Source organism: Actinomadura latina NBRC 106108 (assembly GCF_001552195.1).
Taxonomy (GTDB): Bacteria; Actinomycetota; Actinomycetes; order Streptosporangiales; family Streptosporangiaceae; genus Spirillospora; species Spirillospora latina.
The window spans coordinates 1,051,315-1,074,402 of record NZ_BCQS01000003.1; the positions used below are offsets into that span (position 1 = coordinate 1,051,315).

Consider the following 23,088-nt stretch of genomic DNA (forward strand, 5'->3'; position numbering starts at 1 on the left):
TGAGCGGGATCTTGCCCGCTGCTCGGAGGTGGCCATGTCCAACGGAGCACGTCACGGCCTCGGCGTGGTGATCGGCCTCGTCGTGACGCCGGTCATCGCCGTGTGTCTCATGTACGGGACGAGCAAGCTGCGCCTGGTCATGACCCTCAGCTTCGGGAGGTTCCAGGACTACCACGGCAGGAATCTCTGGATCGGCGCCGTGCTCTTCGCCGTGGCGGCCGTCCTGCTCGGCCTCGTGGCGGGCAGCCGGCTGTCACCGCTGGCGTCGCTCATCCCGGGCGTGGTCTACGCGGCCCTCGGCGTCGTGTGGTTCGCCTCTCCCCGCTGGGCGGTCACCCATCCCGCCCGGGACACGTTTCCGCGCGACCTGGAACTCGGGTACGTGACGCTCGGCTCCACGGCCGTCCTCTTCCTGCTCGGCGTGATGCTCGTCGTGGCGTCGCTGGCGCCGTCGCGGTGGAAGGCCCGCGCCGCGGCCGGGGCCGCGCCGCGCTTCGCCGGGCCGCCGCCCGCGCCGATGGGCCCGCCGCCCATGCACGGCGCGCAGGCTCCGATGGGCGCGCCGCAGCAGCCGGCGCAGAGCCCGCCGTGGCAGGGTGCGCCGCAGTACGGCGCGCCGCCCGCTCAGCCGGCCTCGTCCAACCCGCCGCCGCTTCCGCCGGCGTCGCCCATGCCGGCGCCCGCCGCGGAGAAGAAGCCGGAGCCGTCCATCGACAGCGACGATGACGAGCCCGGCGAGTGGACGCGCATGTACGGCGGGAACCGGTGAGGGTCAGACGGCCGCGAGGACGCCGGGGACGTCGTTGACGACCATCGCGTCGAACCCCGCCTCGGCGTAGGTCGGGGCCGCCTCCGCCGACGGGCACCAGGCGATCGTCTCCAGGCCCGCCTTGTGCGCGACGTCCACGCAGTGCTCCAGCGGACGCAGCCGCGTGTCGGGGTGGTCGATGCCGCACGACCCGGTGTGCACGGCGACGGCGTCCAGGCCGAGCCCGGCGGCGGCCGGGACGGCGTGCCACAGCGGGAACCGCAGCCACGTCAGCAGCCCCAGCGGGACGCCCGGCAGCTCGCCGCGCAGGAACACCAGCAGCGACGGGTCGAACGACGTGACGAGCAGCCGGCGCCGCTTCGCCTCCCGCCTCAGCACCGGGACGAGCAGCGGGCCCGTGCGGCGGGCCGGCTCGTCCAGCGCGTCCTCGAGGACGGTCTTGACGTCCACGTCCACCGCCATGTCCGCCGGCAGCGCGTCGAAGATCTCGGTGAGCAGCGGGAGGCCGCTGGCCGTGGCGGGCAGGTCGACCAGGTGGTCGCCGTCCACCGTCGTCGGGTCGTGCCGCAGGACGAGGTGGTCGTCGGCGGTGCGCGTCACGTCGATCTCGACCCAGGACAAGCCCGCGTCGGCGGCGGCGAGCAGCGACGGCAGCGTGTTCTCGGAGACGGGAGCGGCGGCGCCCGGCGGCGTGAGATCGCCCGACCCGTACCCGCGATGCCCGATGACCGCGGGCGTGCTCTCGAAGATCAAGGGTTCCCCCCGGATGCGAGATGTTCGGCGACGACGGCGTCGAGGGGCTGGGTGACCTTGAGGTTGCGCTCGCTGCCCGCGACGACGCGGATGGGGACGTCCGGCAGGTAGCGGTGGACGATTCCGCAGTCGTCGGTGGCGCGCAGGGCCGGGTCGGCGAGCGCCAGCTCGTAGGCCGCGCGGATCGTGCCGAGCCGGAATCCCTGCGGGGTCTGGAACCGGTTCAGCGTCTCGCGCGGCGGCATCGAGGCGACCACGCCGTCCGCCACCACGACGATCGTGTCGGGCGACGGGACGCCCACGGCGACGGCGTCGTGGTCGTCCAGCGCGGCCAGCACGCGGTCGATGACGGGGCCGTCCACGAACGGGCGGGCCGCGTCGTGGAACAGGACGCGGACGTCGTCGGGCCGTCCGTCCAGGACCCGGAGCGCCGCGACCGTCGACGCGGTGCGGGTGTCGCCGCCCTCGATCACGGCGGCCGTCTTGCGGAACGGCGCGGCGATCGCGGCGGCGTCCCGCAGGTGCCCGGCCGCCATCACGACCACGACCTCGTCGATGCCGGGGTGCGCGTCGAACGCGCCGATCGCGTGCGCCAGGATGGGCCGGCCGCCGACCTCCAGGAGCTGCTTGGGGCGTCCCGAGCCCATGCGCGCGCCGACCCCGCCGGCGAGCACCACCGCAACCGTCCGCGCCGCCATGTCACCCCAGTCCTCCCGGCATCCCGGCCACGCTCAACGTACCGGAAGGCTCCCGGCGGGGAGCGGACGAACCGGCTCGCACCGCCCGATCGCGCGGGATCGAGTATGGTTACCTCGCCGTGCCGGGGTCCGCGCAAGCGGTGCAGGCACCGCGCCACCACGACGGCACCGTCCGCCCCGCCGAGGGCCCGGCTCGTTCGCGTGTGCCGCGCCGACCGCCTACGTTGCGGGCACGGATCACGTTCGACCTGAGGAAAGAGGAAGCATGATCGGCATGGTGCTGGCGGCGGGTGCGGGCCGGAGGCTGCGGCCCTACACCGACACCCTCCCCAAGGCCCTGGTCCCCGTGGACGGCGAGACCACCATCCTGGACATCGCCCTCCGCAACCTCGCCGAGGTCGGGCTGACCGACGTCGTCATCGTCGTCGGCTACCAGGCCGGCGCCGTCGAGGACCGCCAGGCCGCCCTCGAAGAGCGGTACGGCGTGAGCATCACGCTGGTTCACAACGACAAGGCCGAGGAGTGGAACAACGCCTACTCCATGTGGCTCGCCAGGGAGCACTTCTCCAAGGGCGTCCTCATGGTCAACGGCGACACGGTCCATCCGGTGGGCGTCGAGAAGACGCTACTGGCCAGCCGCGGGCCGGACATCCTCCTGGCCGTGGACGATGTGAAAACTCTGGCCGACGAGGAGATGAAGGTCATCCTCGACGGCGAGGGCCACCTGAAGACCATCACCAAGCTGATGGACCCGTCGACCGCGGGCGGCGAGTACATCGGCGCCACCCTGATCGAGCCCGCCGCGGCCGAGCCGCTGGCCGACGCCCTCAAGGCCACCTGGGAGCGCGACCCCGACCTCTACTACGAGGACGGCTACCAGGAGCTCGTGAACCGCGGCGGCCGGATCGGCGTCGCGCCGATCGGCGAGGTCGACTGGGTCGAGGTCGACAACCACGACGACCTGGAGAAGGCCCGGCGCATCGCCAAGGGCTACTGACCCGCCGTCCGCCGGATCCAGGCGCTCAACCGAGCGAGGAGGCACATGCCCCTGCTGACGCGGATGCTGAACGCGCCGCTCTCCATCGACGTGCGGCGCGGCGCCGTCGCCGCCCTCGGCGAACTGCTCGCCGACAGGCGGATCGCCACCGAGGGACGGGTGGCGATCGCGGTCGGCCCCGGCCAGGGCGACCAGATCGCCGAGCAGGTCCGGCCGTCCCTGACGTCCTGCGACGTGTTCCAGGTCGAGGGCGGGACCGTGGACGCGGCCGTCGCGCTGGGGTCCAAGCTGCGCGCCGGATCGTACGAGGCCGTCATCGGGATCGGCGGCGGCCGGACGATCGACGCCACCAAGTACGCGGCGACGCTGTCGGGCATCCCGATGGTGTCGGTCGCGACGAACCTGTCCCACGACGGGATCTGCTCCCCGGTCGCCTCGCTCGTGCACGACGGCGGCAAGGGCTCGTTCGGCGTCGTGATGCCGCTCGCGATGATCGTCGACCTGGACTACGTGCACGCCGCGCCGAAACGGCTCATCCGGGCCGGCATCGGCGACGTGCTGAGCAACTTCTCCGCCGTGGACGACTGGCTGCTCGCCGCCGAGCAGTGCGGCGAGCGGGTCGACCGGATGGCGCTCACCGTGTCGCGCACCGCCGCCGAGGCGCTGCTGCACCTGCCCGGCACGATCGAGTCGGACCGGTTCCTCACCGTCCTCGCCGAGAGCCTCGTGCTGTCCGGGATGTCGATGGCGTTCGCCGGCGACTCCCGTCCGGCCAGCGGCGGCGACCACGAGATCCTGCACGCCATCGACCAGCTCTACCCGGACACGGCCAACCACGGCGAGCTCGCGGGGATCGGCACGGCGTTCTGCTACCACCTGCGCGCCACCCGGCTCGGCTCCGCGGAGGGGGAGGAGCGGCTGCGCGAGATCCTCGCCTGCCTCGGCCGGCACGAGCTGCCCCGCCTGCCCGGCGACATCGGGCTGAGCGCCGAGCAGTTCACCGAGGCCGTGCTGTTCGCGCCGAGGACCCGGCCCGGCCGCTACACCATCTTGGAATACCTCAATCTCGACAAGGGCGAGACTCGCGAGGCGGTGGAAGAGTATGTCCAGGCCCATGGAGGCTGAGCTCCCCGGGCACTCCGCGGAACCGTCCGGGGACGACCCCGGCGGCGACCAGCGGCCGCACCGCAAGGGCGCGAAGGTCGCCGACGTCCGCCGCTACGGGCAGCCGCCCGGCCTGAAGGACCGGCGCAACGAGGAGCACTGGGCGGGCCGCCTCTACATGCGGGACCTGTCCCCGTACTTCGGGTGGATCGCGCTGCGCCTCGGGTTCAGCCCGAACCAGCTCACCTACCTGATGATGGCGAGCGGCGTCGTCGCCGGCCTGGTCGTGTCGCTGCCCGCCGACCCGCTGTGGACGGCGCTCGGCGGCGCCGTCCTCGTCCAGGTCTACCTGCTGCTCGACTGCGTGGACGGCGAGGTCGCCCGCTACCTGCGGCAGACGTCGGTGGCCGGGGTGTTCCTCGACCGCATCGGCCACTACCTGTCCGAGATCTCGCTGCTCGTCGGGCTCGGGTTCATGGCCCAGGGCGGCTGGCAGAACGGCGGCTGGGGGGAACTCGGCCTCGTCGCCGCGCTCGGCGCCGCGCTGATCAAGGCCGAGACCGACAACGTCGTGGTCGCCCGCGCCAAGTCGGGGCTGACCGCCGACCCGTCCGGCGGCGACCGGGCGCTGCGGCCCCGCTCGACCCGCATCGCGCTGGCCCGGCAGGCGGCGTCCATGCTGCGCTTCCACCGGATCATCGGGGCCGTCGAGCTGTCGCTGCTCATCCTCGCGGCGGCCGTGATCGACTCCGTCTCCGGGTTCGGCACGCCGGTCGCGGTCCGCGTCCTCATGGTCGCGGTGGCCGCCGTCGCCGTCCTGCAGACACTGCTTCACCTGGTCAGCATCCTGGCCTCCCGGAGACTGAAGTGAAACTGAGCGTCGTCGTCCTGACCATGGGCAACCGGCCGGAGGAGCTGGCCCGCGCCGTCCGCAGCGCCCTGGAGCAGGAGCACGTGGACGTCGAGGTCGTCCTCGTCGGCAACGGCGCCGACCCCGTCGGCGGCCGCGCGGACGCCGCGCCGTTCGACGACGAGCGCGTGAAGACGCTCAGCCTCCCCACGAACCTGGGCATCCCGGGCGGACGGAACCGGGGCGTGGAGGCGTCCTGCGGCGACGTGATCCTCTTCCTGGACGACGACGGCTGGTACCGCTCCCCCCGCCTCGGCGCCCACCTGCGCGACCGGTTCTCCGCCGAACCCGACCTCGGCGTCGTCTCGTTCCGCGTCCGCGACCCGGAGGGCGGGCGCGGCGAGCGCCGGCACGTCCCCCGGCTGCGCGCGGGCGACCCGGAGCGCTCGTCCCCCGTCACGACGTTCCTCGGCGGCGCCTGCGCGATCCGCCGCGCCGCGTTCGACGCCGGCGGCGGCCTCCCCGAGGACTTCTTCTACGCCCACGAGGAGACCGACCTCGCCTGGCAGATCCTCAACGCCGGGTACCGCATCGTCTACGACGCGTCCGCGGTGATGTTCCACCCGGCCGTCCTGCCGACGCGGCACGACATGTTCTACCGCTACAACGCGCGCAACCGCGTCTGGCTGGCCCGCCGCAACCTCCCGTGGCCGCTGGCGCTCACCTACCTCGCCGTGTGGGTCGGCATGACCGTCGTCCGCGAGCGCAAGCCGAGCGCCCTCAAACCGTGGTTCAGGGGCTTCCTGGAGGGCTGGCGCAAGCCCGCCGGGCCGCGCCGCCCGATCTCCTACCGCACCGCCTGGCGGATGACCCGGACGGGGCGTCCGCCCATCATCTAGGGGGTCCGCACCGCCGCCAGGATCAGGTGGGTGAGTTCGGCGATGATGTCGTCGAGCGGGATGTCCTGGTCGCGGGCGGACCAGTAGTGGACGAGGTTGTTGACCGCCCCGATGACGGCGATCATGGTGAGGCGGTAGTCGCGGTCGACGGCCTCGCCGCGCCGGGCCGCCTCCCGGGCCATCGTGGTCAGCGAGTCCTCCCACCGGCCGCGCCAGCGGAAGCGGTGCTGCTCCAGGTCGGCGCTGACGCCGATGACCTCGACGAACGCGATGCGGGCCCAGCGCGGGTCGCTCGCCGTGACGGTCACGAACGCGCGGACGGCGCCCTCGACGCGGGTACCGAGGTCGGCGTCCGCGGCCTCGGCGTAGGCGGCGGCGAGGGCCTGCGCCGCGCGCTCGTTGATGCTGCTGTGCAGTGCGGTGAGGAGCTCCTCGCGGCCGGTGAACTCCTCGTAGAAGTTGCGGGTCGACACGCTCGCCGTCGCGCACAGCCGCTCGATGGACGTCGCCGCGTAGCCGCGCGTCCCGAACAGTTCGAGCCCGGCGGCGAGCAGCCGCTCCCGCCGCTCGGCGCGGCGCTCCTCCGCCGACCGGCCGCCGTAGCTGCGTCTGGGCGCGGGGTTCCGGCCGCTCATCGATCTCCGTTCACCCGGGCGAAAGGGGGCATCGTCAGCCTAACCCGCGCGGACGGGCATTTATCCCTCGCGCGCCGCCTCCCGCAGCCGGGCGGCGGTGTCGCGGGCAGGGCAGATCGGCGATGGGCGTGACTCAGCCGGTCAGCAGCGTGTCGCGCCATTCGGGATCGGCGGTGAGCACGGTCAGCCGCTGCGTCGCACGGGACACCGCCACGTAGAGGACGCGCATCCCGCGCGGCGACTGCGCGGCGACGGTCTCCGGCGCCACGATCACGGCCGCGTCGAACTCCAGCCCCTTGGCCTCCAGCACGTCCAGAACCTGGACGCGCTCCGGCAGTCCCTCCCCGAGCCTCTCCCGGTCGGCCGCCGTCCACGCCGCACTCCCGCCGTCCGCCGTGGTCGTGCCGGTCGTGCCGGTCGTGCTGGTGGGGTCGTCGAAGAGGGAGGTCTGGGTGGTGGCGGGCGGTGGCGGAAGCGGTGTGGGCGATGGCCGGGACTCGTCCGAGGCCATGGGGACGATGACGCCGATGGTGCCCTCGACCTGGTCCAGGAGCCGTTCGGTCGCCTGGCGGGCGGCGGCGGCCAGGTCAGGCTCGGGGACTACGCGGACGATCGGGTCGATTCCCGACGTGCGGACGGCGCGGGCCGGACGGGCTTCGGGAAGGGCGCGGGCGAGGACGCGGGCCGAAACGGCGGCGATCTCGGTGGAGTTGCGGTAGTTCGTCGTGAGTTCGTACTCGTGCCGCATCCGAGGCGCCGGCTTGCGGGCGCGGCGGCGGCCACGGGACGGCCTCTCGCCGCCGAGGGCGGTCTCCATGGCCCGGCGGGCGGCGCCGAGGTCCTCCCAGGCGCTCTGGGCCGGGTCCTCGACGATGGTCCAGCTGGCCTGCCGGCCGCGGCGGCCGAGCATGCGCCATTGCATGGGGGAGAGGTCCTGCGCCTCGTCCACGACGATGTGCGCGTACTCGGGGCGCTCCTCGATCACGCCGTCGTCCACGCGGCGGGAGCGTTCGAGGCGCTCCATGGACGTGGTCAGCTCCTGCATCTCCGGCTCCCACGTCTCGTCCACGACCTCCTCGCCGGTGAGGATGTTGACGCCGTCCACGACGAACGGGTCCTCCTCGGACGGGGCCTTCCGGCGCCGGGACGGGCGGGGCGGCGAGCCGAGCAGCGCGTCGAGCTCGTCCAGGAGCGCGACGTCCTGGTAGCTGAGCGGGGCGCCGCCGGCCCAGGACGCGGCGAGCGGGTCGATGTCGGCGCGGTCGACGTCGCGGCCGGCGGCGCGGCGGAGGCGGGCCGGGGCGCCGAGCGAGCGCAGGACGTCCAGGGGGCGGCGGATCGGCCACCACGCGACGAGGAAGTCGGTGAACGCGCGCTGCTCGCGGACGCGGGCGTCGAACTGCGCGCGCTTGGGGTCGCCGTTCTGCCGGCCGCGGGCGGGCTCGTCGTCGAGGGAGGCGAGGCCGTCGGCGGCCAGGATCGCGTTCCACAGGCCCGCTTCGGCGCTCTCCTCGGCCTCGGCCGCCTCGGGTCCGCCGACGTCGTTGAAGCGGCCCCAGAGTGCGTCCAGGAGCATCTCGGCGGCCCGCCCGCGCGCCGCGTTCACGCTGCCGCGGCTGCGCCGGTGGAGGTCGTTCCGGATCCGGTCGAGGCGGTTCCGGTCGAGCGTGACGACGACGCCCTTGAACACGACGCGCAGCTCGTCGGGGGCGCCCGGCGCGTGGTCGGCGACGGCGCGGCGCAGCACGTGCACCATCGCGTCCGCGCCCTTGACGCGGGCGAGCCGCGGCGGGTCGTGGACGGTCGCCGTGACCCCGTCGACGAGGTCGCCGAGCGAGCGCAGCGTCGCCGAACCCTCGCCGAGGGACGGCAGCACCCGCTCGATGTAGGCGGTGAACCGCCGGTTCGGGCCGATCACGAGGACGCCGCGCGACCCGAACCGGCGCCGGTGCCGGAACAGCAGGTAGGCGACGCGGTGCAGCGCGACGGCGGTCTTGCCGGTGCCGGGGGCGCCGCGCACCAGGACGGTCCCGTCGGCGGGGGCGCGGATCACCTCGTCCTGCTCCCGCTGGATCGTCGCGACGATGTCGCGCATCGCGCCCTCGCGGGTGCGGGCGAGCGAGGCGAGGAACGCGCCGTCGCCGACGATCGTCATGCCGTCGGCCGCGTCCGGGTCGAGGAGGTCGTCCTCCAGGTCGACGACGGTGTGCCCGCGCGAGTGCAGGACGCGGCGGCGGACGACGCCGCGCGGGTCCTCGGGGGTGGCGCGGTAGAAGTCCTCGGCGGCGGGCGCCCGCCAGTCGATCACGAGCGAGTCGTGCTCGCTGGTGCGCACGCCGATGCGCCCGATGTAGCGGACCTCCGCGGCCGCCTGTTCACCCGCCGCCTGTTCACCGGGCAGCAGGTCGAGCCGGCCGAAGACCAGGCCGTCGTCGGCGATGTCGAGGGCCTGGGCGCGCAGCGACGCCTGGTGGACCATGGCGTCGCGGTCCACGAGCGAGGCCTTGGTGCCGGCGAGCGACTGCCGGAAGCCCTCGCGGATCATGGCCTGCGCGTCGGCGCGCATCTCCTCCAGCCGGGCGTAGGCGATGTCGACGTAGCGCTGCTCGGCGGCGATCTCTTGATCCTTCACCGTGCCGCCGGGACCGGTCGGCCGCCCGGTGACCTGGGACGACATGCAGGCTGCTCCTCGGACGTGTGTCGCGCCGGGGACGTCCCCCGGCCCCCCGGAGGGGCGAAGGAGACAGCTTAATCGGTCGGCCCCGGTTCAGCGCGGGGCGGCCGTCCGGGCGAGCGGGCGGCGTCCGCGCCGGGGGCGGACGTGCAGGTCGCCGGGCGGGCGGGCGAGCGAGCGGTCCACCGCGTCGAGGACGAGGCGCGCCGGGGTCTCATCGTCCAGGTGGACGCACCGGATCGTCACCCCGCGCCCGCCGTGCTCCGTGAACAGGGCCTCGGCGTACGCGGCGACGGCCCCGGACGCGGCGGTCGTCGCGCCGGGCTCCGGCGGCGGGGCGCAGAGGATCAGCTCGCCGGCGCCGCGCTCCAGCATGCCGGGCAGCGTGGCGCGTACGACGTGCATGGTGCCGTACACGTCCGTGCTGAGAACCTGTTTCACTTCGGCGGGCGGTTGCTCGAGCACGGGCGCGGCCGGCGCGATCACGGCGGCGTGCACGACCCGGTGCACGGGACCGATCACCGCCAGGACGTCCACGACGGCCTTGGGGTCGGTGACGTCGCAGGTCCGCACGTGCATGTTGGGCGATCGCAGCGCGGTCTCCGCCAGGCCCGCCTCGTCGACGTCCACCGCGACGACGTCCCAGGCCGCCGCCGCGAGCCGCCGCGCGGCCGCCGCGCCGAGCCCGCCCGCCGCGCCCGTGACCAGCGCCGTCCGCTTCACCGGCGCACCTCCTCGGCGCCGTCGAAGACCATCCGCAGATGCCCGACCGTGCTGCTGCTCAGCGCCCGCGCGCGATCCAGCCCCAGTCCCCGCAGTTCCTCGGCCACCGGGTGGTCGCCCAGGACGACCTTCGCCCCGCCCGGACGCGTCCGCACGTCGGACGGCGTCAGCGTCCACGGCGTCCGGCGCGTGACGCCGTCCATGCAGGAGTAGGCGTCGACCTTCGGCGCGGCGGTGCTCCCCGGCATCGGCACGCCCGGCTTCACCGCGATCTCGATCGCCGTCCTCCCGCCGAGCCGCACCGCGCACCGCTTGACGCGCCCGGCCAGGTCCATGGGGATGTCGGCGATCTCCTTGGGGAACCCCCAGATCGTCCGCCCGGCCTCCAGCGTGAACTCCTGGTTGACCGGCAGCCAGTGGATGAACGCCCCGACGCCGCGCAGCCGTCCGCGCATCCCGGCGGGCGCGGGGCCGGGCGGGCGCACCAGGAACGCGACGGCGAACTCGTGGTAGGGCCCGAGGTCTCCGTCCGCGTACCGGACGAAGGCCAGCGAGCAGACCGCCCGGCCGGGCAGCGGCTCGGCGACGTCCAGCCCGGAGTAGGCGATGACGGCCTGGGCGGCGCGGGCGGGCACGGCGAACATCGCCGACGCCACGGCGGCGTCGCGGATCCGCACCGGAAGGGTGACCCGCTCGCCCTGGATCGCATGCGCTTGCACGGTGCTTGTCACACCGCTTAGTAGAACAGGTTCTCGTTTTGCTGCCAAGAACCGGGGCCTACCGCTTCTCGGCGGCCGTCCGGATCCGGTCGAGGGTGGCGCGCATGCCCGCGCGGTTCACGGCCGCGCGCCGCTCCGCCGGGACGCCGGTGAAGACCTTGCCGAGCACCGAGACGAACTTCGCGCCCCGGCCGTCGCGGCGCAGGTCCTCCCAGTACTCGGTGAGCCGCGTCCGGGGCGCGGACGGGCCGTCCGAGACGTCCTCGACGCGGTACCCCCACAACGCCACCGGTACCCCGAAGCTCGACACCCGGAACGCGAACGCCGTGCCGGGCACCGCCGCGGTCACCTGGCACGTGGTGAACCACACACGCCACCCGATGCGGTTGAACCCGACGAACCTCGTGTCCGGCCCGATCGTCCGCCCGCGCACCCAGATGGCGAACACCTCGGGGCTCCACTCGCCCATCCGCCGCAGATCGGCGACGGCCGCGTACACCTCGCCGGGCTCCGCCGCGACGGCGACGCTCTCCTCGACCACCCACTCCCGCTCCATGCACCGATCATCCCACCCCCGTGACCGTCCGGTCATAGCAGGTGGGCGTACTCCGTCCGCCAGGACGCGTACCAGGCCCTGAACCAGGGGTGGGGCGCGGTCAGCGGGACGATGTAGGTGAGGGTCTCGGCGTAGTAGCGGCGCTGGAAGTCCGGGGGCATGTCGCCGAGGGTCTGGACGTTGCTCACGCGGTCGGCGAGCTTCACCTGGACGGCCTCGGCCGGGGCGTCACCGAGGCGGCGCAGGTAGGCGGCCTTGGCGGCGCGCTTGGCCTGGCGTCCGGCGCCGGCTGCGGGCGGCTTGGTGACCCAGTCGACCAGTTCGGCGACCTCCGCGCCGAACTCGGCCTCCACGTCCGCCAGGGTCGCGGGGGTGTCCTCGACGACGTCGTGCAGGATCGCGGCGGTCAGCACGGCCGGTGTGGTCACCCCGGCCCCGCGCACCAGGACTTCGAGGGCCTCCAGCAGATGCTCGACGTAGGGTGCGCCCGTGGGACGCTTCTGATCGCCGTGCCACTGCCGCGCGGCGGCGACGGCCGCGCCCAGCGCGTCCACGTCGACCGGCGCACCGGACGCGGCGATGTCCGCACGGACCGTGTCCCAGGAGTGCCAGCGGGTGAAGACCTCCACGGTTCGACTCCGTTCTGTCGCGCCCGGCGCCTCTCACACGGCATGGTGGGTGTCGTCCCAGACACAGTAATCAGCGGGAGGAGGCGGCGCGGTAGTGGTCGGGAGCCGGCAGCGGCCTGGTGGCCGACCGGAGTCCGTGGGCAGGGTCCGCGTCGTGCTCGGGCTGGTCTCCGCCGCGGTCGCCGTGGCGCTGTGCGTCGTGCTCGTCGACACGTACGTCCTGCGCGCCGAATGGTGGCAGGTGCGGCACACCGTGACCGGCGAGCCCGTCACGCCGCAGCGCGAGGTCGGGCCGCCCCCGGGCCCGCTCGCGGTGAGCTGGGAGAAGACGACCCGGATGCAGCACGGCGCCGCCGGCGGCTACGACGGCGTCGCCTACCAGGTCGCGCAGGGGCAGGTCGTGACCGCCTCCGGCCACGGGCTGGAGGTGCGGGACGCGCGGACCGGCGGCGACCGCTGGAGCTACCGCCGCTCCGGGTGGACGCTGCTCGGCTGGACGTCCACGCGGTCCCGGCTGGTCGCCTACTTCGAGCGGAACGGCGACCGGCGCGACCGGGCGCTCGTCGCCTTCGACGCGCTCTCGGGCGGGCTGCTGTGGCGGCGGGAGGGCGAGCGTCCCGCGGCGGTGTCCCGGACGACGCTGCGCTGGCCCGCCGGATCGGACATTGTCCTCACCACCGACGAGCGGCACCGCACGCTGTTCGGCGTCTCCGCGGTGACGGGCAGCCGGGTGTGGCGGCTGGCGCTGCCGCGCGGCTGCCGGCTGTTCGAGGGCGGCGCGCACCCGTCCGACGGCCGGGAGGACCTCGCCGCGTTCGGCCTGGACTGCCGGGAGGAGGCGGGGCGGCGCCGCAGCCGGCTGCTGGCCGTCGACCCGGCGAAGGGCACCGTCCGCTGGGACGAGCGGCTCGGCTCCAAGGAGTCGCCCGAGGTCTCGATGCTGGACGGGGTGACGCTCGCCTCGGACGGGACGGCGCTGCGCGCGTTCGGCGCGGACGGCGGCCAGTTCGGCGTCTGGAAGGGCGACGGGGTGTGCGGCGACCTGATGTGCCCGGGGGTGCTGACGCCGGGGCGGCTCGTGGTCGTCTACCACCCGGACGGGTCCGGCGGCGCCCGCATGGAGGCGGTGGACGTGGCGTCCGGGCGGGTCGACTGGGGCCGCGACGTCCCCGCGTACGCGGCGCTCGCGCAGGCCGGCGGGCACGTCTTCGCGCTGCGCCCGCGGCTGTCGGAGGGGCTGCTGCCGGCCGGCGTCGACATCGTCGAGCCCGGCGACGGCAGCGCCACCACCGCGCCCGCGCCGTTCTCGATGGACCCGGACCTGCCGGGCGCGCGGCCGTGGCTCGCGGCGGCGGGCGGGCTGCTGTACGTGTCCGTCCCGCAGGCGGCGCCCCGCCCGGACGGTGCGGCGCGGCTGCTCGCCCTGCGCGGCGGGCGCACCGGCACCGGCCCGGCCGAACTCGGCGGGGTGCCCGTGGCGGACTGGCCGGACGCGTGCTCGCTGCTCACCAGGACCGACCTCGTCACGGCGCGGATGGACGGCTACACGGCCGCGCCGAGCCGCGCGTCGGCGGGGCCGGTCCGGCTGCCGCGCCCGGTGTCCTGCACCTACGAGCCGCGCGACGAACGCGACGAACGCGGCAAACGCGCCAAGCGGGAGTCCGGGGACGACGCGGACGACGAGAAGAGCCCGAAGCCGAGCACGTCAGGGTCGCCGAAGCCGTCCGTGCGCGCGTCCGAGGACACCGATCCGGCCGTGCGGGGCCTCACCGTGAGCGTCCGCTGGGTGGCCGAGACGGACGAGGCCGCCTCCCGGATGCTGGACGCCCTGCAGGCCACGCAGGCGCAGGCGCGGCGGCGCCGCGACATCGGCGGGGACGAGGCGTACGAGATCGGCCCGACCGCCGGGATGATCGCGCTGCGCGTCGCCCGGTACGTCGTGGTGGTGGAGGCGAACCGCCCGCCGGGCGCCGCCGCGCGCATCGCCCGGTCGGTCGCGTTCCGGCTGCACCACCCCACCTGACCGGCGGGTCAGAACTCGGGGACGGGCTCGGCGACCGCCTCGGTGGAGCGGTCCGCCCAGGCCTCCAGTTGCGCGACGAAGCGCGCGGCGTGGACGGGCCAGTGGAACCGCGCGCGGGCCGCCTCGTAGCCGCGCTTGCCCAGCTCCGTGCGGAGGGCCGGGTCGTTCCGCAGCCCCAGGACGGCCTTCGCGGCGGCCTGCGGGTCGCCGAACGGGACGACCAGCCCGCAGCCGGCCGGTTCGACGATGCCGACCGCCGCCGGGTTCGGCGTGGTGATCACCGGGATGCCGTGCGCCATGTACTCGACGACCTTCGTCGGCATCGAGTGCCGGTAGTTCGGCTCGTCGTGCAGCAGTGCCAGCCCGGCCATCGCGCCCTCGGCGATCCGCAGCGCCCGGTCGTTCGGGACGAACCCGTACCAGCGCACGAGCCCCTCCCGCTGGGCGCTCCGCAGCGCGTCCCGGACGTCGGCGTCGGCCGCGCCGATCAGCTCCACCAGGATGCCCTCGGCGGCCAGCGGGCGGGCCATCTCGATCATGTCGAGGGCGCCGCGCGCCCGGGACAGCTGCCCGACGTAGACGGCGCGCCGGCCGTCCGGCGGGCCGGGCGGCCGGTCGGAGACGTAGGTGGTGTTGGGCACGACCGGGTGGTCCCCGCGGAACCGGGCCCGGTAGCCCTCCTCGGCGAGCAGCAGCCGGTGCCGCCGCTCGCTGCGCCGCTCCAGACGGTGCACGGCCGGGCGCAGCACGGGCCGCGCCGGGGCGGGCAGCCAGTCCTTGGCGGACAGCGCGGCGGCGGTGTCCTCGTGGACGTCCCACACGACCGTCCGCTCCCGGACCTCGCGGGGGAGGGACACCAGCAGCTCGGGGTCGTGCAGCAGGACCACGTCCGCGTACCGGGCGTGCTCGGTGAGCGCCCGGTGGGCGGCGCGCAGGGCCCGGAGCCGGTGCCGCCCCGTGGCCCGCGGGACGTCCACCGGGCTGATCTGCCGCCACGGGGTCGCATTGCATGCCCGGAATGGGGCGATATATGTGACCTCGTGGCCGGCGTCGAGCAGCGCGCGAATCTGCCGGTGCAGAATGCGTGCGTCCTCGGGATGGTGCACCACCGTGCAAACACAGACCCGCATCACACTCACTCCGTAACGCGCTGGAATCATCATCTACGTCCGATTCTCGGCGGCTGAGGGAAATTGCCGATGAATTCCCGCCGTCCTCGACATGGACGCTGCCGGGCGACTCGTCCCCCTCTGCTAGAGGAGTTCCACGGTGTCCAGCTGGGAGTCGCGCGTCCGGCCGCGGGTGTCGAACAGCAGCCGCGCGTGCCGCGTCAGCGTCCCGGCGTCGTAGGCGGCGTGGTCGGCCAGCACGATCGCCAGGTCGGCCTCCCGGAGCGCGGCGGCCAGGTCGTCGCCCGCGTGCGGGACCGGCGCGCCGTCGACGTCCCAGGACGCGACGAACGGGTCGTGGAACGCCAGGTCGGCGCCCAGCCGGGCCAGCCGCCGCGCCACCGGGCGGGCCGGCGACTCGCGCTGGTCGGCGATGTCGGCCTTGTAGGTGACGCCGAGCAGCACGACCCGGGCGCCCTTCAGCGCGCGTCCCTCCCGGTTGAGCAGCTGCTGGGCGCGTTCCGCGACGTACCGGGGCATCCGGTCGTTGATCTCCTGGGCCAGCTCCACGAACCGGAACGGGTAGCCCAGCGACCTGACCTTGTACGACAGGTAGTTCGGGTCGATCGGGATGCAGTGCCCGCCGACGCCCGGCCCCGGCCGGAACGCCTGGAACCCGAACGGCTTCGTGGCCGCGCAGTCGATCGCGTCCCACAGGTCGATGCCCAGCTCGTTGCAGAACACCGCCATCTCGTTGACCAGCGCGATGTTGACGTGCCGGTAGGTGTTCTCCAGCAGCTTCGCCATCTCGGCCTCGCGGGTGCCCCTGGCCTGCACGACCCGGTCGACGAACTTGCCGTAGAACGCCGACGCCGCCGACGCGCACGCCGGGCCCAGCCCGCCGACGATCTTCGGGGTGTTGCGCACCCCGTAGACCGGGTTGCCCGGGTCGATCCGCTCCGGCGAGAACGCCAGGTGGAACTCCTCGCCCGCGACCAGGCCGGACGTCTCCAGGATCGGCCGGACGACCTCCTCGGTCGTGCCCGGGTAGGTGGTCGACTCCAGCACCACCAGCGTCCCCGGCTCCAGGTGCCGCGCGACCGCCTCCGCCGCGCCGCGCACGGCGGTGAGGTCGGGGCCGCCCTCCGGCGACAGCGGCGTCGGCACGCAGATGACCACGGTGCGGGCGCCGTCCAGGACGTCCTCGTGCAGGCTCGGGGCGAACCCGGCCTCCAGCATCTCCTCGATCTCGGCGGGCGAGACGTCGTCGATGTGCGACAGGCCCGCCTTGAGGCCGGCGACCACGCGCGCGTCGCGGTCGAGGCCGCCGACCCGCAGGCCGGCCCGGCAGGCCTCCCGCGCGAGCGGCAGGCCGACGTAGCCGAGTCCGATGACCACAAGATCCATGCGCCCGGCTCCCTTCGATCTAGGTGAGTCGGTAGGCGGCCCGGTATCGCTCGGTGACGGCGCGCCAGGTGCGTTCCGCCGCGACCCATTCCCGGGCCGACCGTCCGATTTTCTGTCTTTGATCGGGAGCGTAAGCCAGATCTTCCAGACAATTCGCCCATGCTTCCGGGTCTTCCGGAACTGTTAACGCGCCCGTCACGCCCGGTTCCACGATTTCCCGCAGAGCTTTGACATCACTGGCTACGACGGGGATTCCCCCTGCCATCGCCTCGATCGGCTTGAGAGGCGTCACCAATTGGCACACCCGGTCCGCCCGGCGCGGAACCGCGAACACATCGAGGACGGCGTGGAATCGGCGAACGGACTCCATCGGCACCCGCCCGGTGAACACGGCGTGAACCCCGTGCCGGGCGGCCCGCCGTTCGAGCCGCGTCCGCTCCGGGCCGTCCCCGACGAGCAGGAGCGTGACGGGCGCGCCGCGGTCGCGGAGCAGGGCGGCGGCGTCGATCAGCGTGTCGATGCCCTCGTAGCCGTAGAACGACGAGGTGAGGCCCACGACCGTCGCGGTCCCCGGGATGCCGAGTCGCTCGCGCAGGTCCCGCGCGCCGGGGAGCGGCTCCAGGAACGCCTCGTCCACGCCGTTCGGGACCGTGAAGATCTTCTCCTCGGGGATGCCGCGGGACGCGATCTCGGCCCGCATCGCCTCGCCGAGCGTGACGACGGCGTCCGCCTCGGCCATCCGGCGCGTTTCGAGCTCGCGGGTCAGCCGGTAGAAGTCGTCGGTCTCGCGGTGGGCGGGGTCGCGGGACAGCCAGGAGTCCTCCAGGAAGCCCCGCACCTCGTAGACGACGGGGATGCCGTGGCGGCGTCCCAGTTCCAGCGCGACGGCCGCGTTCAGATGGTTGCTGACCGCGTGCAGGACGGCCGGCCGCAGTTCCTCGACCAGCCGTCCGGCCAGATCGGCGCCCTTCCCGACGGCCTTGACGGGATCGGACGGCGGCAGCCAGGGCAGCAGCCGGTGGTACGGGACGCCGTCGACGTCCACCCGCGCCCGCGCGTCGCCGACGCCCTGGCTGAGCGGGTAGCCGAGCCGGGTGACCACGTGGGTGTCGAGGCCCGTCTCCCGCTGGGCGAGCGCGATCCGGTGCGTCCGGACGGTGTATCCGGCGCTCGTGCACGGCAGCGCGTTCGTCACGAACTGCAGAACGGTGCTGCCGGGCCTGGGCTCGCGCCGCGCGGCGCTTGGGGGCTGCGCAAGGAGGGCACGCAGGTCTTCGGTCTCGCGCCGGACGTCCCGGGGCTCCGGGACGGCCAGCGGCGACTGCCGCAGCCGGGCACCGAACGGGGTGCGCGCGACCAGCCGCACCGCCAGTCGCGACGCCCGGCCCGGATCGTCCCGCAGCTGCCGGCAGGCGAGTCCGGCCAGGTAGACGGGTTTCTTCAGTACGGATTGGTCGACCACGGGGCCGGACGCTAAGCGACCCCGATGAACAGAAGGGAAATTGTGTTGGCACCCATCGTGCACGTCCTCGGGGCGCGGCCGAACTTCGTCAAGGCCGCCCCGGTCATCGCCGCCCTGCGCGCCGCAGGCGCCGAGCAGGCGGTGATCCACACGGGTCAGCACTACGACGCCCGGATGTCGGACATCTTCTTCGCCGAGCTGGGGCTTCCCGAGCCCGACGTCAACCTCGGCGTCGGCTCGGGCGGGCACGCCGAGCAGACCGCCGCGCTCATGATCGGCCTGGAGGGGGAGTTCACGAGCCGTTCACCCGCGCTGGTCATCGTGTACGGCGACGTGAACTCGACCATCGCCGCCGCCCTCGTCGCGGCCAAACTGCACATCCCGGTCGCCCATGTGGAGGCCGGGCTGCGCAGCTTCGACATGACCATGCCGGAGGAGGTGAACCGGCGGATCACCGACCAGCTGTCCGCGCTGTGCCTGGTCACGAGCCCGGAGGGGATCGGGCACCTGGCCGCCGAGGGCGTCCCGGTGTCCCGGACGCACCTGGTCGGCAACCCGATGATCGACACGCTGCTCGCGAACCTCGACTCCTTCGACACGGCCGCAGTCCGGGAGGCCCACGGCCTGCCGGAGCGGTACGTCCTGGCGACCATGCACCGCCCCGCGAACGTGGACGCGCCCGAGACCGCGTCCGCCCTCGTCCGGCACCTGCACGGCGTCGCCGACCTCGCCGACCTGGTCATCCCCGTGCACCCGCGCGGCCGCGCGAACCTCCTGGCCGCCGGGCTGGACGACCACTCCGGCGTGCACATCCTGGACCCGCTCGGGTACACCGACTTCATCGCCGCCGTGCGGGGGGCGGCGGCGGTGGTCACGGACTCGGGCGGCCTCCAGGAGGAGACGACGATCCTCGGCGTGCCGTGCCTGACCGTCCGTCCCAACACCGAGCGGCCGATCACCATCACGCACGGCACGAACCGCCTCGTCACGTTCGAGGAACTCGTGCCCGCCGCGCGCAAGGCCCTGGAGTCGGGCACGCCGCCGGCCGACCGGAGACCACCCCTGTGGGACGGCCACGCCGGCCCCCGCATCGCCGAAGTGATCATGGAGTTCCTGAGTGAGTGACGCCAAGGACGCGAAGGCGTACCAGCAGCTGGGACGGCTGAAGTCGACGCTGCGGGAGCGCGAGGCGCGGCTCGCGGAGCTGGAGAAGCGGCTCGCCGCGATGGAGATGTCGACGGCCGTCCAGTTCGGGCGCCTGGTCGCCGGGGCGGCGCGCAACCCGAAGCGCGGCAAGCGGCTGCCGAAGGACCTGTACCGGCTGTGGCGCAAGCGGAACGCCGCCGTGTCCGGCTCCGGCTCGTCGCCGGGCGGAGGCGTCCAGCCCGACCGCGTCGACCGTCCCGAGAACCGCCTGCTCGTCGCGGGCCCCTGCGAGGGGTTGATCATCGCCGGGATCCTGGCGCCGCGCACGGCGGCGCTGCTCGCCGAGCACACCAGAGTCGTCCCGCTGTACCCGCATGACGCCGCGATCGTCCTGGACAGGGCCGACGTGGACATGCTCGTCGTGGACGCGGCGGCGGGCGAGCCCGGCGGCCCGTGGGCGTACCTGGGCGTTCCCGGCATGTACGACCGGGATCTCGCGCTGCACGAGATCCGCGAGATCGCCGCCGCCCGCAGGCTCCCGCTCGTCCTGTGGGGACAGGAGCCGCCCGCGACCCTCGCGTCCCTGCGCTGGGACGCCGTGCTGGCCGGAGGCGCCACCGCACCCGGCCGGCTCGCCGACGTTCTCGAACCGGCCCGTTGAAAGGAACAACCGTGCGACCACGTGCCCTCGTCTACGGCGACGTCGACCTCAACATGATCGACGGGTCGGCGATCTGGGCCCAGGGCATGGTCCAGGCCCTCGCGCGCGCCGGCTGCGAGGTGACCCTGGTCCTCAAGGCGCCCGTCCGGACCGGCCGGCTCGTCGACCCGCTCCGCGCCCTGCCCGGCGTCACCGTCCGCAGCCCGCACGCCGAGGGACTCCTCGACGCGCCCATGGCCCCGCGGCACGCCGCCGCGATCCTCGCGCGGATCGACGCCGAGGCCCCGCACGACCTGGTCGTCGTCCGGGGCCGCCGCCTCGCGGGCAAGCTCGCCGCGGGCCCCCTGGCCGGACGCCTCTGGACGTACCTGACCGACGTCCCGCAGTCGGCCGCCGGGTTCAGCGTGGCCGCGAAGGGCGAACTGCGCCGCATCGCGGACGCCTCCCGCGTCCTCCTGTGCCAGACGGAGGAACTGCGCGGCTTCCTGGAGAGCGCCGTCCCCGCCACCGCGGGCAAGAGCGTCCTGTTCCCGCCGGTGGTCGTCCTCTCCGACCTGGAGACCCGCCCTCCCGGCGCCCCCGACGGCCCGCTCCGGCTCGTCTACACGGGCAAGTTCGCGCCGCGCTGGAACACCTACGAGATGACGTCCCTCCCGCGCCTGCTCGCCATGCGCGGCGTGGACGCCGAACTCCACATGATCGGCGACAAGGTCCACGACGACCCCGCCGACCCGGGCTTCGCGACCCGCATGCGCACCGCGCTGGAAACGGCCGAGGGCGTCGTCTGGCACGGCGGCCACCCCCGCGCCGAGGCGATGCGGCTGACCGCGTCCTGCGACGTCGGCCTGTCGTGGCGCGACCCGTCGATGGACGCGAGCCTGGAACTGTCCACGAAGGTCCTGGAATGCGGCACTCTCGGCGTCCCGGTGGTCCTCAACCGCACACCCATGCACGAACGGCTCCTCGGCGCGGACTACCCCCTCTTCGCGGCCACCGAGGACGACGTCCTGGACGCCCTGACCCTCATCGGCAAGAACCCGGACGTCTACACCCTCGCCGCCGACCGCTGCCGCACGGCCGCCGCCGACTTCACCCTCGACGCCGCCGCTGAACGCCTCCGGAGCCACCTCTCCCAGACCTTCCCCGAACCGTCCCCGGGTGTCCTGGCCGTCAAGGGCCGTCCCCTCCGCGTCGGCGTGGCAGGCCACGACCTGAAGTTCTTCACCCGCCTGCTCGACTACCTGCGCTCCCGCCCCGACATGGAAATCCGCGTAGACCACTGGGCAGCCCTCAAGGCCCACGACGAGAAACGCAGCCAAGACCTGGTCGACTGGGCGGACGTCATCATCTGCGAATGGTGCGGCCCGAACGCCCTCTGGTTCGCGAGCCACAAACGCACCGACCAGCGCCTGGTCGTCCGCCTCCATCGCTTCGAGCTCTACGCCGCTTGGCCGAAGCAGCTCGACATCGATGCGGTCGACCAGGTCGTCTGCGTCAGCCCCCACTACACCGACCTGACCCGCGAAGTGACCGGCTGGCCCGCCTCCAAGGTCGTCACGATCCCCAACTGGGTGGACGACGCCCAACTGGACCGCGCCAAACTCCCCGGCGCCGAACACCACCTGGGGATGATCGGCATAGCCCCGTCCCGCAAACGCCTGGACCTGGCCCTGGACGTCCTCGAAGAGCTGCGCCGCGACGACCCCCGCTTCACCCTCTTCGTCAAATCCAAGCTCCCCTGGGAGTACTGGTGGATCTGGCAGAAGGAAGAAGAGCGGGCCCACTACGAGAAGGTGTTCCGCCGCATCCGCCGCTCCCACCTCCTCTCCGGCGGCGTCGTCTTCGACAGCTACGGCCGCGACGTGGCCTCCTGGCTGCGCCGCATCGGCTTCGTCCTCTCCACTAGCGACGACGAGAGCTTCCACCTGGCCCCGGCTGAAGGAATGGCGTCCGGCGCCGTCCCGGCCCTCCTCAACTGGCCCGGCGCCGAAACCATCTACGACCCCCGCTGGATCCACGAATCCCCAACGGCAATGGCCGCCTCGATCTCGGCCACAGTCACCCTGAACCGCTGGCAACAAGACAGTGACGTCGCCAAAGCCCAACTCAAAACCGCCTACGCCCTACCCGAGGTATGCCGCCAATGGACAGACCTCCTAACCGGATAAGGCCAAGGCGACGGCCAGCCTCGCCACCCTCGGTCTCACAACCGGGCATCACAACCCATAACGCCAGAACACCGGCGTCCCTGCCGTCGGCTGAGGCGAAGGGGCTCGGTGCGGACGTAGCATTGGCCAGAGCTATCCAGAAGGTCTGATTATTCTCACTGGGTTGGGCAATTCTGAGCGTGTTCGTTCGATAGCATGGAGTTATGTGTTCGAGCGGAATCGATGTCACGTCGATGTCCACCGGTGAGCTGGTGGACGCGGCGGCCTCGATCGCGGCCGAACTCGCCCGGCGCGAGGCGCCCGACTCCCCGGCCGTCTGCATGGCACAGGCCGAAACGCTCGCCCGCGCCACCGATCGGCATGAGAGCGCCCTGGCCGCGCTGATCGGACGCATCGACGCGTCCGCCGAGGTGCGCCGGTGGGGCCTGCCGTCCACGCTGGCGTGGCTGCGCACCCGCATGGGCATGCGCGAAGCCCGCGCCAGAGAACGCCTCCACCTCGCCCGCCACAGCCGCCGCCTCCCCGAAGTGGCGCGTCGGCTCGCCGCAAGCGACCTGTCCTACGGGTATGCCTCCACCATCGCCGCGGCGGTCGCCCGGCTGGACGACGCCGACTGCGCCGCCGCCGAACAGATCCTCCTCGATCTGGCCGGGCAGGGCTTCTCCGCCGGAAAGGTCGCCGCCCTCGGCAACAGGATCACCGACCTCATCGCCGAACGCGACGGCACCGAAGCGGCACCCGACACCGACACCCGCCGCGGCTACGAGCGCTCCTGGATCGACACGACCCGATCCCTGGACGGCGGCCGCTACGTCAAAGGCTGGCTCAACGCCGAAGACGCCGCGATCTGGGACGGCACCCTGGCCCCCCTGGCCAAACCCGCCGGCACCGACGACCGCCGCGACCCGTCCGAACGCACCGCCGCCGCATTGACCGCCGTCCTGTCGGGCGGGCACACCGCCACCCGCGTCACCGTCATCTGCGACCTGGACACCCTCACCGGCGGCCAGGCCCCAGCCCGACTGGCCGACGGCACCCCGATCCCCGCCGCCCAAGCCCGCCGCATCGCCCTGGCCGCCGGAGTCTCAGCGCTCCTCCTCGGTCGC

At 73.6% G+C, this 23,088-nt stretch carries 21 protein-coding genes; 10 read left to right on the plus strand and 11 right to left on the minus strand.

The annotated features are described in order from the left end of the window. Positions 1–34: 34 nt before the first annotated feature. On the plus strand, positions 35–769 hold the full coding sequence (locus AL2_RS05795) for a hypothetical protein (RefSeq protein WP_067629944.1): 735 nt from the start codon (positions 35–37) through the stop codon (positions 767–769). 3 nt (positions 770–772) lie between these two features. Here the strand turns inward: AL2_RS05795 and AL2_RS05800 are convergent, their stop codons facing one another. Together AL2_RS05800 and ispD are read right to left on the minus strand one after the other, a co-directional pair. Beyond that, positions 773–1,522 (minus strand): glycerophosphodiester phosphodiesterase, encoded by a 750-nt coding sequence (locus AL2_RS05800; RefSeq protein WP_067629946.1) that lies wholly within the window; start codon positions 1,520–1,522, stop codon positions 773–775. Next, positions 1,519–2,220 carry a 2-C-methyl-D-erythritol 4-phosphate cytidylyltransferase gene (gene ispD / locus AL2_RS05805; RefSeq protein ID WP_067629948.1) on the minus strand — a complete coding sequence of 234 codons (702 nt, stop codon included), beginning with the start codon at positions 2,218–2,220 and terminating at the stop codon, positions 1,519–1,521. Before ispD ends, AL2_RS05800 begins: the two co-directional genes overlap by 4 nt. Before the next feature lie 265 nt (positions 2,221–2,485). On the opposite strand from ispD, the gene AL2_RS05810 reads away from it, so the two are divergent. From AL2_RS05810 to AL2_RS05825, 4 genes are read left to right on the plus strand one after another with little or no spacing between them, the layout of a single operon-like run. After that, positions 2,486–3,217 (plus strand): phosphocholine cytidylyltransferase family protein, encoded by a 732-nt coding sequence (locus AL2_RS05810; RefSeq protein WP_067629951.1) that lies wholly within the window; start codon positions 2,486–2,488, stop codon positions 3,215–3,217. 45 nt (positions 3,218–3,262) lie between these two features. Then, a complete protein-coding gene (locus AL2_RS05815) occupies positions 3,263–4,342 on the plus strand; it encodes an iron-containing alcohol dehydrogenase family protein (protein ID WP_067629954.1) in 1,080 nt (359 codons plus the stop codon). Next, positions 4,332–5,192, plus strand: coding sequence for a CDP-alcohol phosphatidyltransferase family protein (locus tag AL2_RS05820; protein ID WP_083945961.1), 861 nt, complete (start codon positions 4,332–4,334; stop codon positions 5,190–5,192). The genes AL2_RS05815 and AL2_RS05820 overlap by 11 nt, the downstream gene beginning before the upstream one ends. Before the next feature lie 23 nt (positions 5,193–5,215). After that, positions 5,216–6,070 (plus strand): glycosyltransferase family 2 protein, encoded by an 855-nt coding sequence (locus AL2_RS05825; RefSeq protein WP_067630447.1) that lies wholly within the window; start codon positions 5,216–5,218, stop codon positions 6,068–6,070. On the opposite strand, the gene AL2_RS05830 is transcribed toward AL2_RS05825, so the two are convergent. The 6 genes from AL2_RS05830 to AL2_RS05855 form a co-directional block, all read right to left on the minus strand. Then, positions 6,067–6,705: a TetR/AcrR family transcriptional regulator gene (locus AL2_RS05830; protein WP_067629957.1), complete on the minus strand. Its 639-nt coding sequence runs from the start codon at positions 6,703–6,705 to the stop codon at positions 6,067–6,069. The genes AL2_RS05825 and AL2_RS05830 overlap by 4 nt on opposite strands. Positions 6,706–6,838: 133 nt before the next feature. After that, on the minus strand, positions 6,839–9,382 hold the full coding sequence (locus AL2_RS05835) for a HelD family protein (RefSeq protein ID WP_083945963.1): 2,544 nt from the start codon (positions 9,380–9,382) through the stop codon (positions 6,839–6,841). Between the two features lie 90 nt (positions 9,383–9,472). After that, positions 9,473–10,102, minus strand: a complete 630-nt coding sequence (locus AL2_RS05840) for an SDR family NAD(P)-dependent oxidoreductase (protein WP_067629960.1) — start codon at positions 10,100–10,102, stop codon at positions 9,473–9,475. Beyond that, complete coding sequence (locus AL2_RS05845; RefSeq protein ID WP_245666349.1) at positions 10,099–10,833, minus strand: acetoacetate decarboxylase family protein; 735 nt, start codon at positions 10,831–10,833, stop codon at positions 10,099–10,101. Before AL2_RS05845 ends, AL2_RS05840 begins: the two co-directional genes overlap by 4 nt. Before the next feature lie 46 nt (positions 10,834–10,879). After that, positions 10,880–11,377, minus strand: coding sequence for an SRPBCC family protein (locus AL2_RS05850; RefSeq protein ID WP_067629966.1), 498 nt, complete (start codon positions 11,375–11,377; stop codon positions 10,880–10,882). A 32-nt stretch (positions 11,378–11,409) separates the two neighbouring features. Next, positions 11,410–12,006 (minus strand): HD domain-containing protein, encoded by a 597-nt coding sequence (locus tag AL2_RS05855; RefSeq protein WP_067629968.1) that lies wholly within the window; start codon positions 12,004–12,006, stop codon positions 11,410–11,412. A gap of 136 nt (positions 12,007–12,142) precedes the next feature. On the opposite strand from AL2_RS05855, the gene AL2_RS05860 reads away from it, so the two are divergent. Further along, positions 12,143–14,029: an outer membrane protein assembly factor BamB family protein gene (locus AL2_RS05860; RefSeq protein ID WP_067629971.1), complete on the plus strand. Its 1,887-nt coding sequence runs from the start codon at positions 12,143–12,145 to the stop codon at positions 14,027–14,029. 8 nt (positions 14,030–14,037) lie between these two features. On the opposite strand, the gene AL2_RS05865 is transcribed toward AL2_RS05860, so the two are convergent. The 3 genes from AL2_RS05865 to AL2_RS05875 all read right to left on the minus strand — a co-directional run bounded on the left by AL2_RS05865 (position 14,038) and on the right by AL2_RS05875 (position 18,007). Further along, positions 14,038–15,159 (minus strand): glycosyltransferase family 4 protein, encoded by a 1,122-nt coding sequence (locus tag AL2_RS05865; RefSeq protein ID WP_083945965.1) that lies wholly within the window; start codon positions 15,157–15,159, stop codon positions 14,038–14,040. A 123-nt stretch (positions 15,160–15,282) separates the two neighbouring features. Then, positions 15,283–16,545, minus strand: coding sequence for a nucleotide sugar dehydrogenase (locus AL2_RS05870; protein WP_067629973.1), 1,263 nt, complete (start codon positions 16,543–16,545; stop codon positions 15,283–15,285). Positions 16,546–16,564: 19 nt separating this feature from the next. Next, on the minus strand, positions 16,565–18,007 hold the full coding sequence (locus tag AL2_RS05875; RefSeq protein ID WP_245666351.1) for a glycosyltransferase family 4 protein: 1,443 nt from the start codon (positions 18,005–18,007) through the stop codon (positions 16,565–16,567). Positions 18,008–18,031: 24 nt separating this feature from the next. Here AL2_RS05875 and wecB point away from each other — a divergent pair, with 24 nt between their 5' ends. The 4 genes from wecB to AL2_RS05895 all read left to right on the plus strand — a co-directional run. Beyond that, entirely contained in the window at positions 18,032–19,132 is a 1,101-nt protein-coding gene (wecB, locus tag AL2_RS05880) for a non-hydrolyzing UDP-N-acetylglucosamine 2-epimerase (RefSeq protein WP_067629975.1), read from the plus strand. Next, a complete protein-coding gene (locus AL2_RS05885) occupies positions 19,125–19,814 on the plus strand; it encodes a hypothetical protein (RefSeq protein WP_067629977.1) in 690 nt (229 codons plus the stop codon). The genes wecB and AL2_RS05885 overlap by 8 nt, the downstream gene beginning before the upstream one ends. 53 nt (positions 19,815–19,867) lie before the next feature. Continuing rightward, complete coding sequence (locus tag AL2_RS05890) at positions 19,868–21,982, plus strand: glycosyltransferase family protein (protein WP_245666373.1); 2,115 nt, start codon at positions 19,868–19,870, stop codon at positions 21,980–21,982. Between the two features lie 203 nt (positions 21,983–22,185). Next, the coding region (locus AL2_RS05895) for a DUF222 domain-containing protein (protein WP_157438016.1) at positions 22,186–23,088 on the plus strand (903 nt) is incomplete at its 3' end.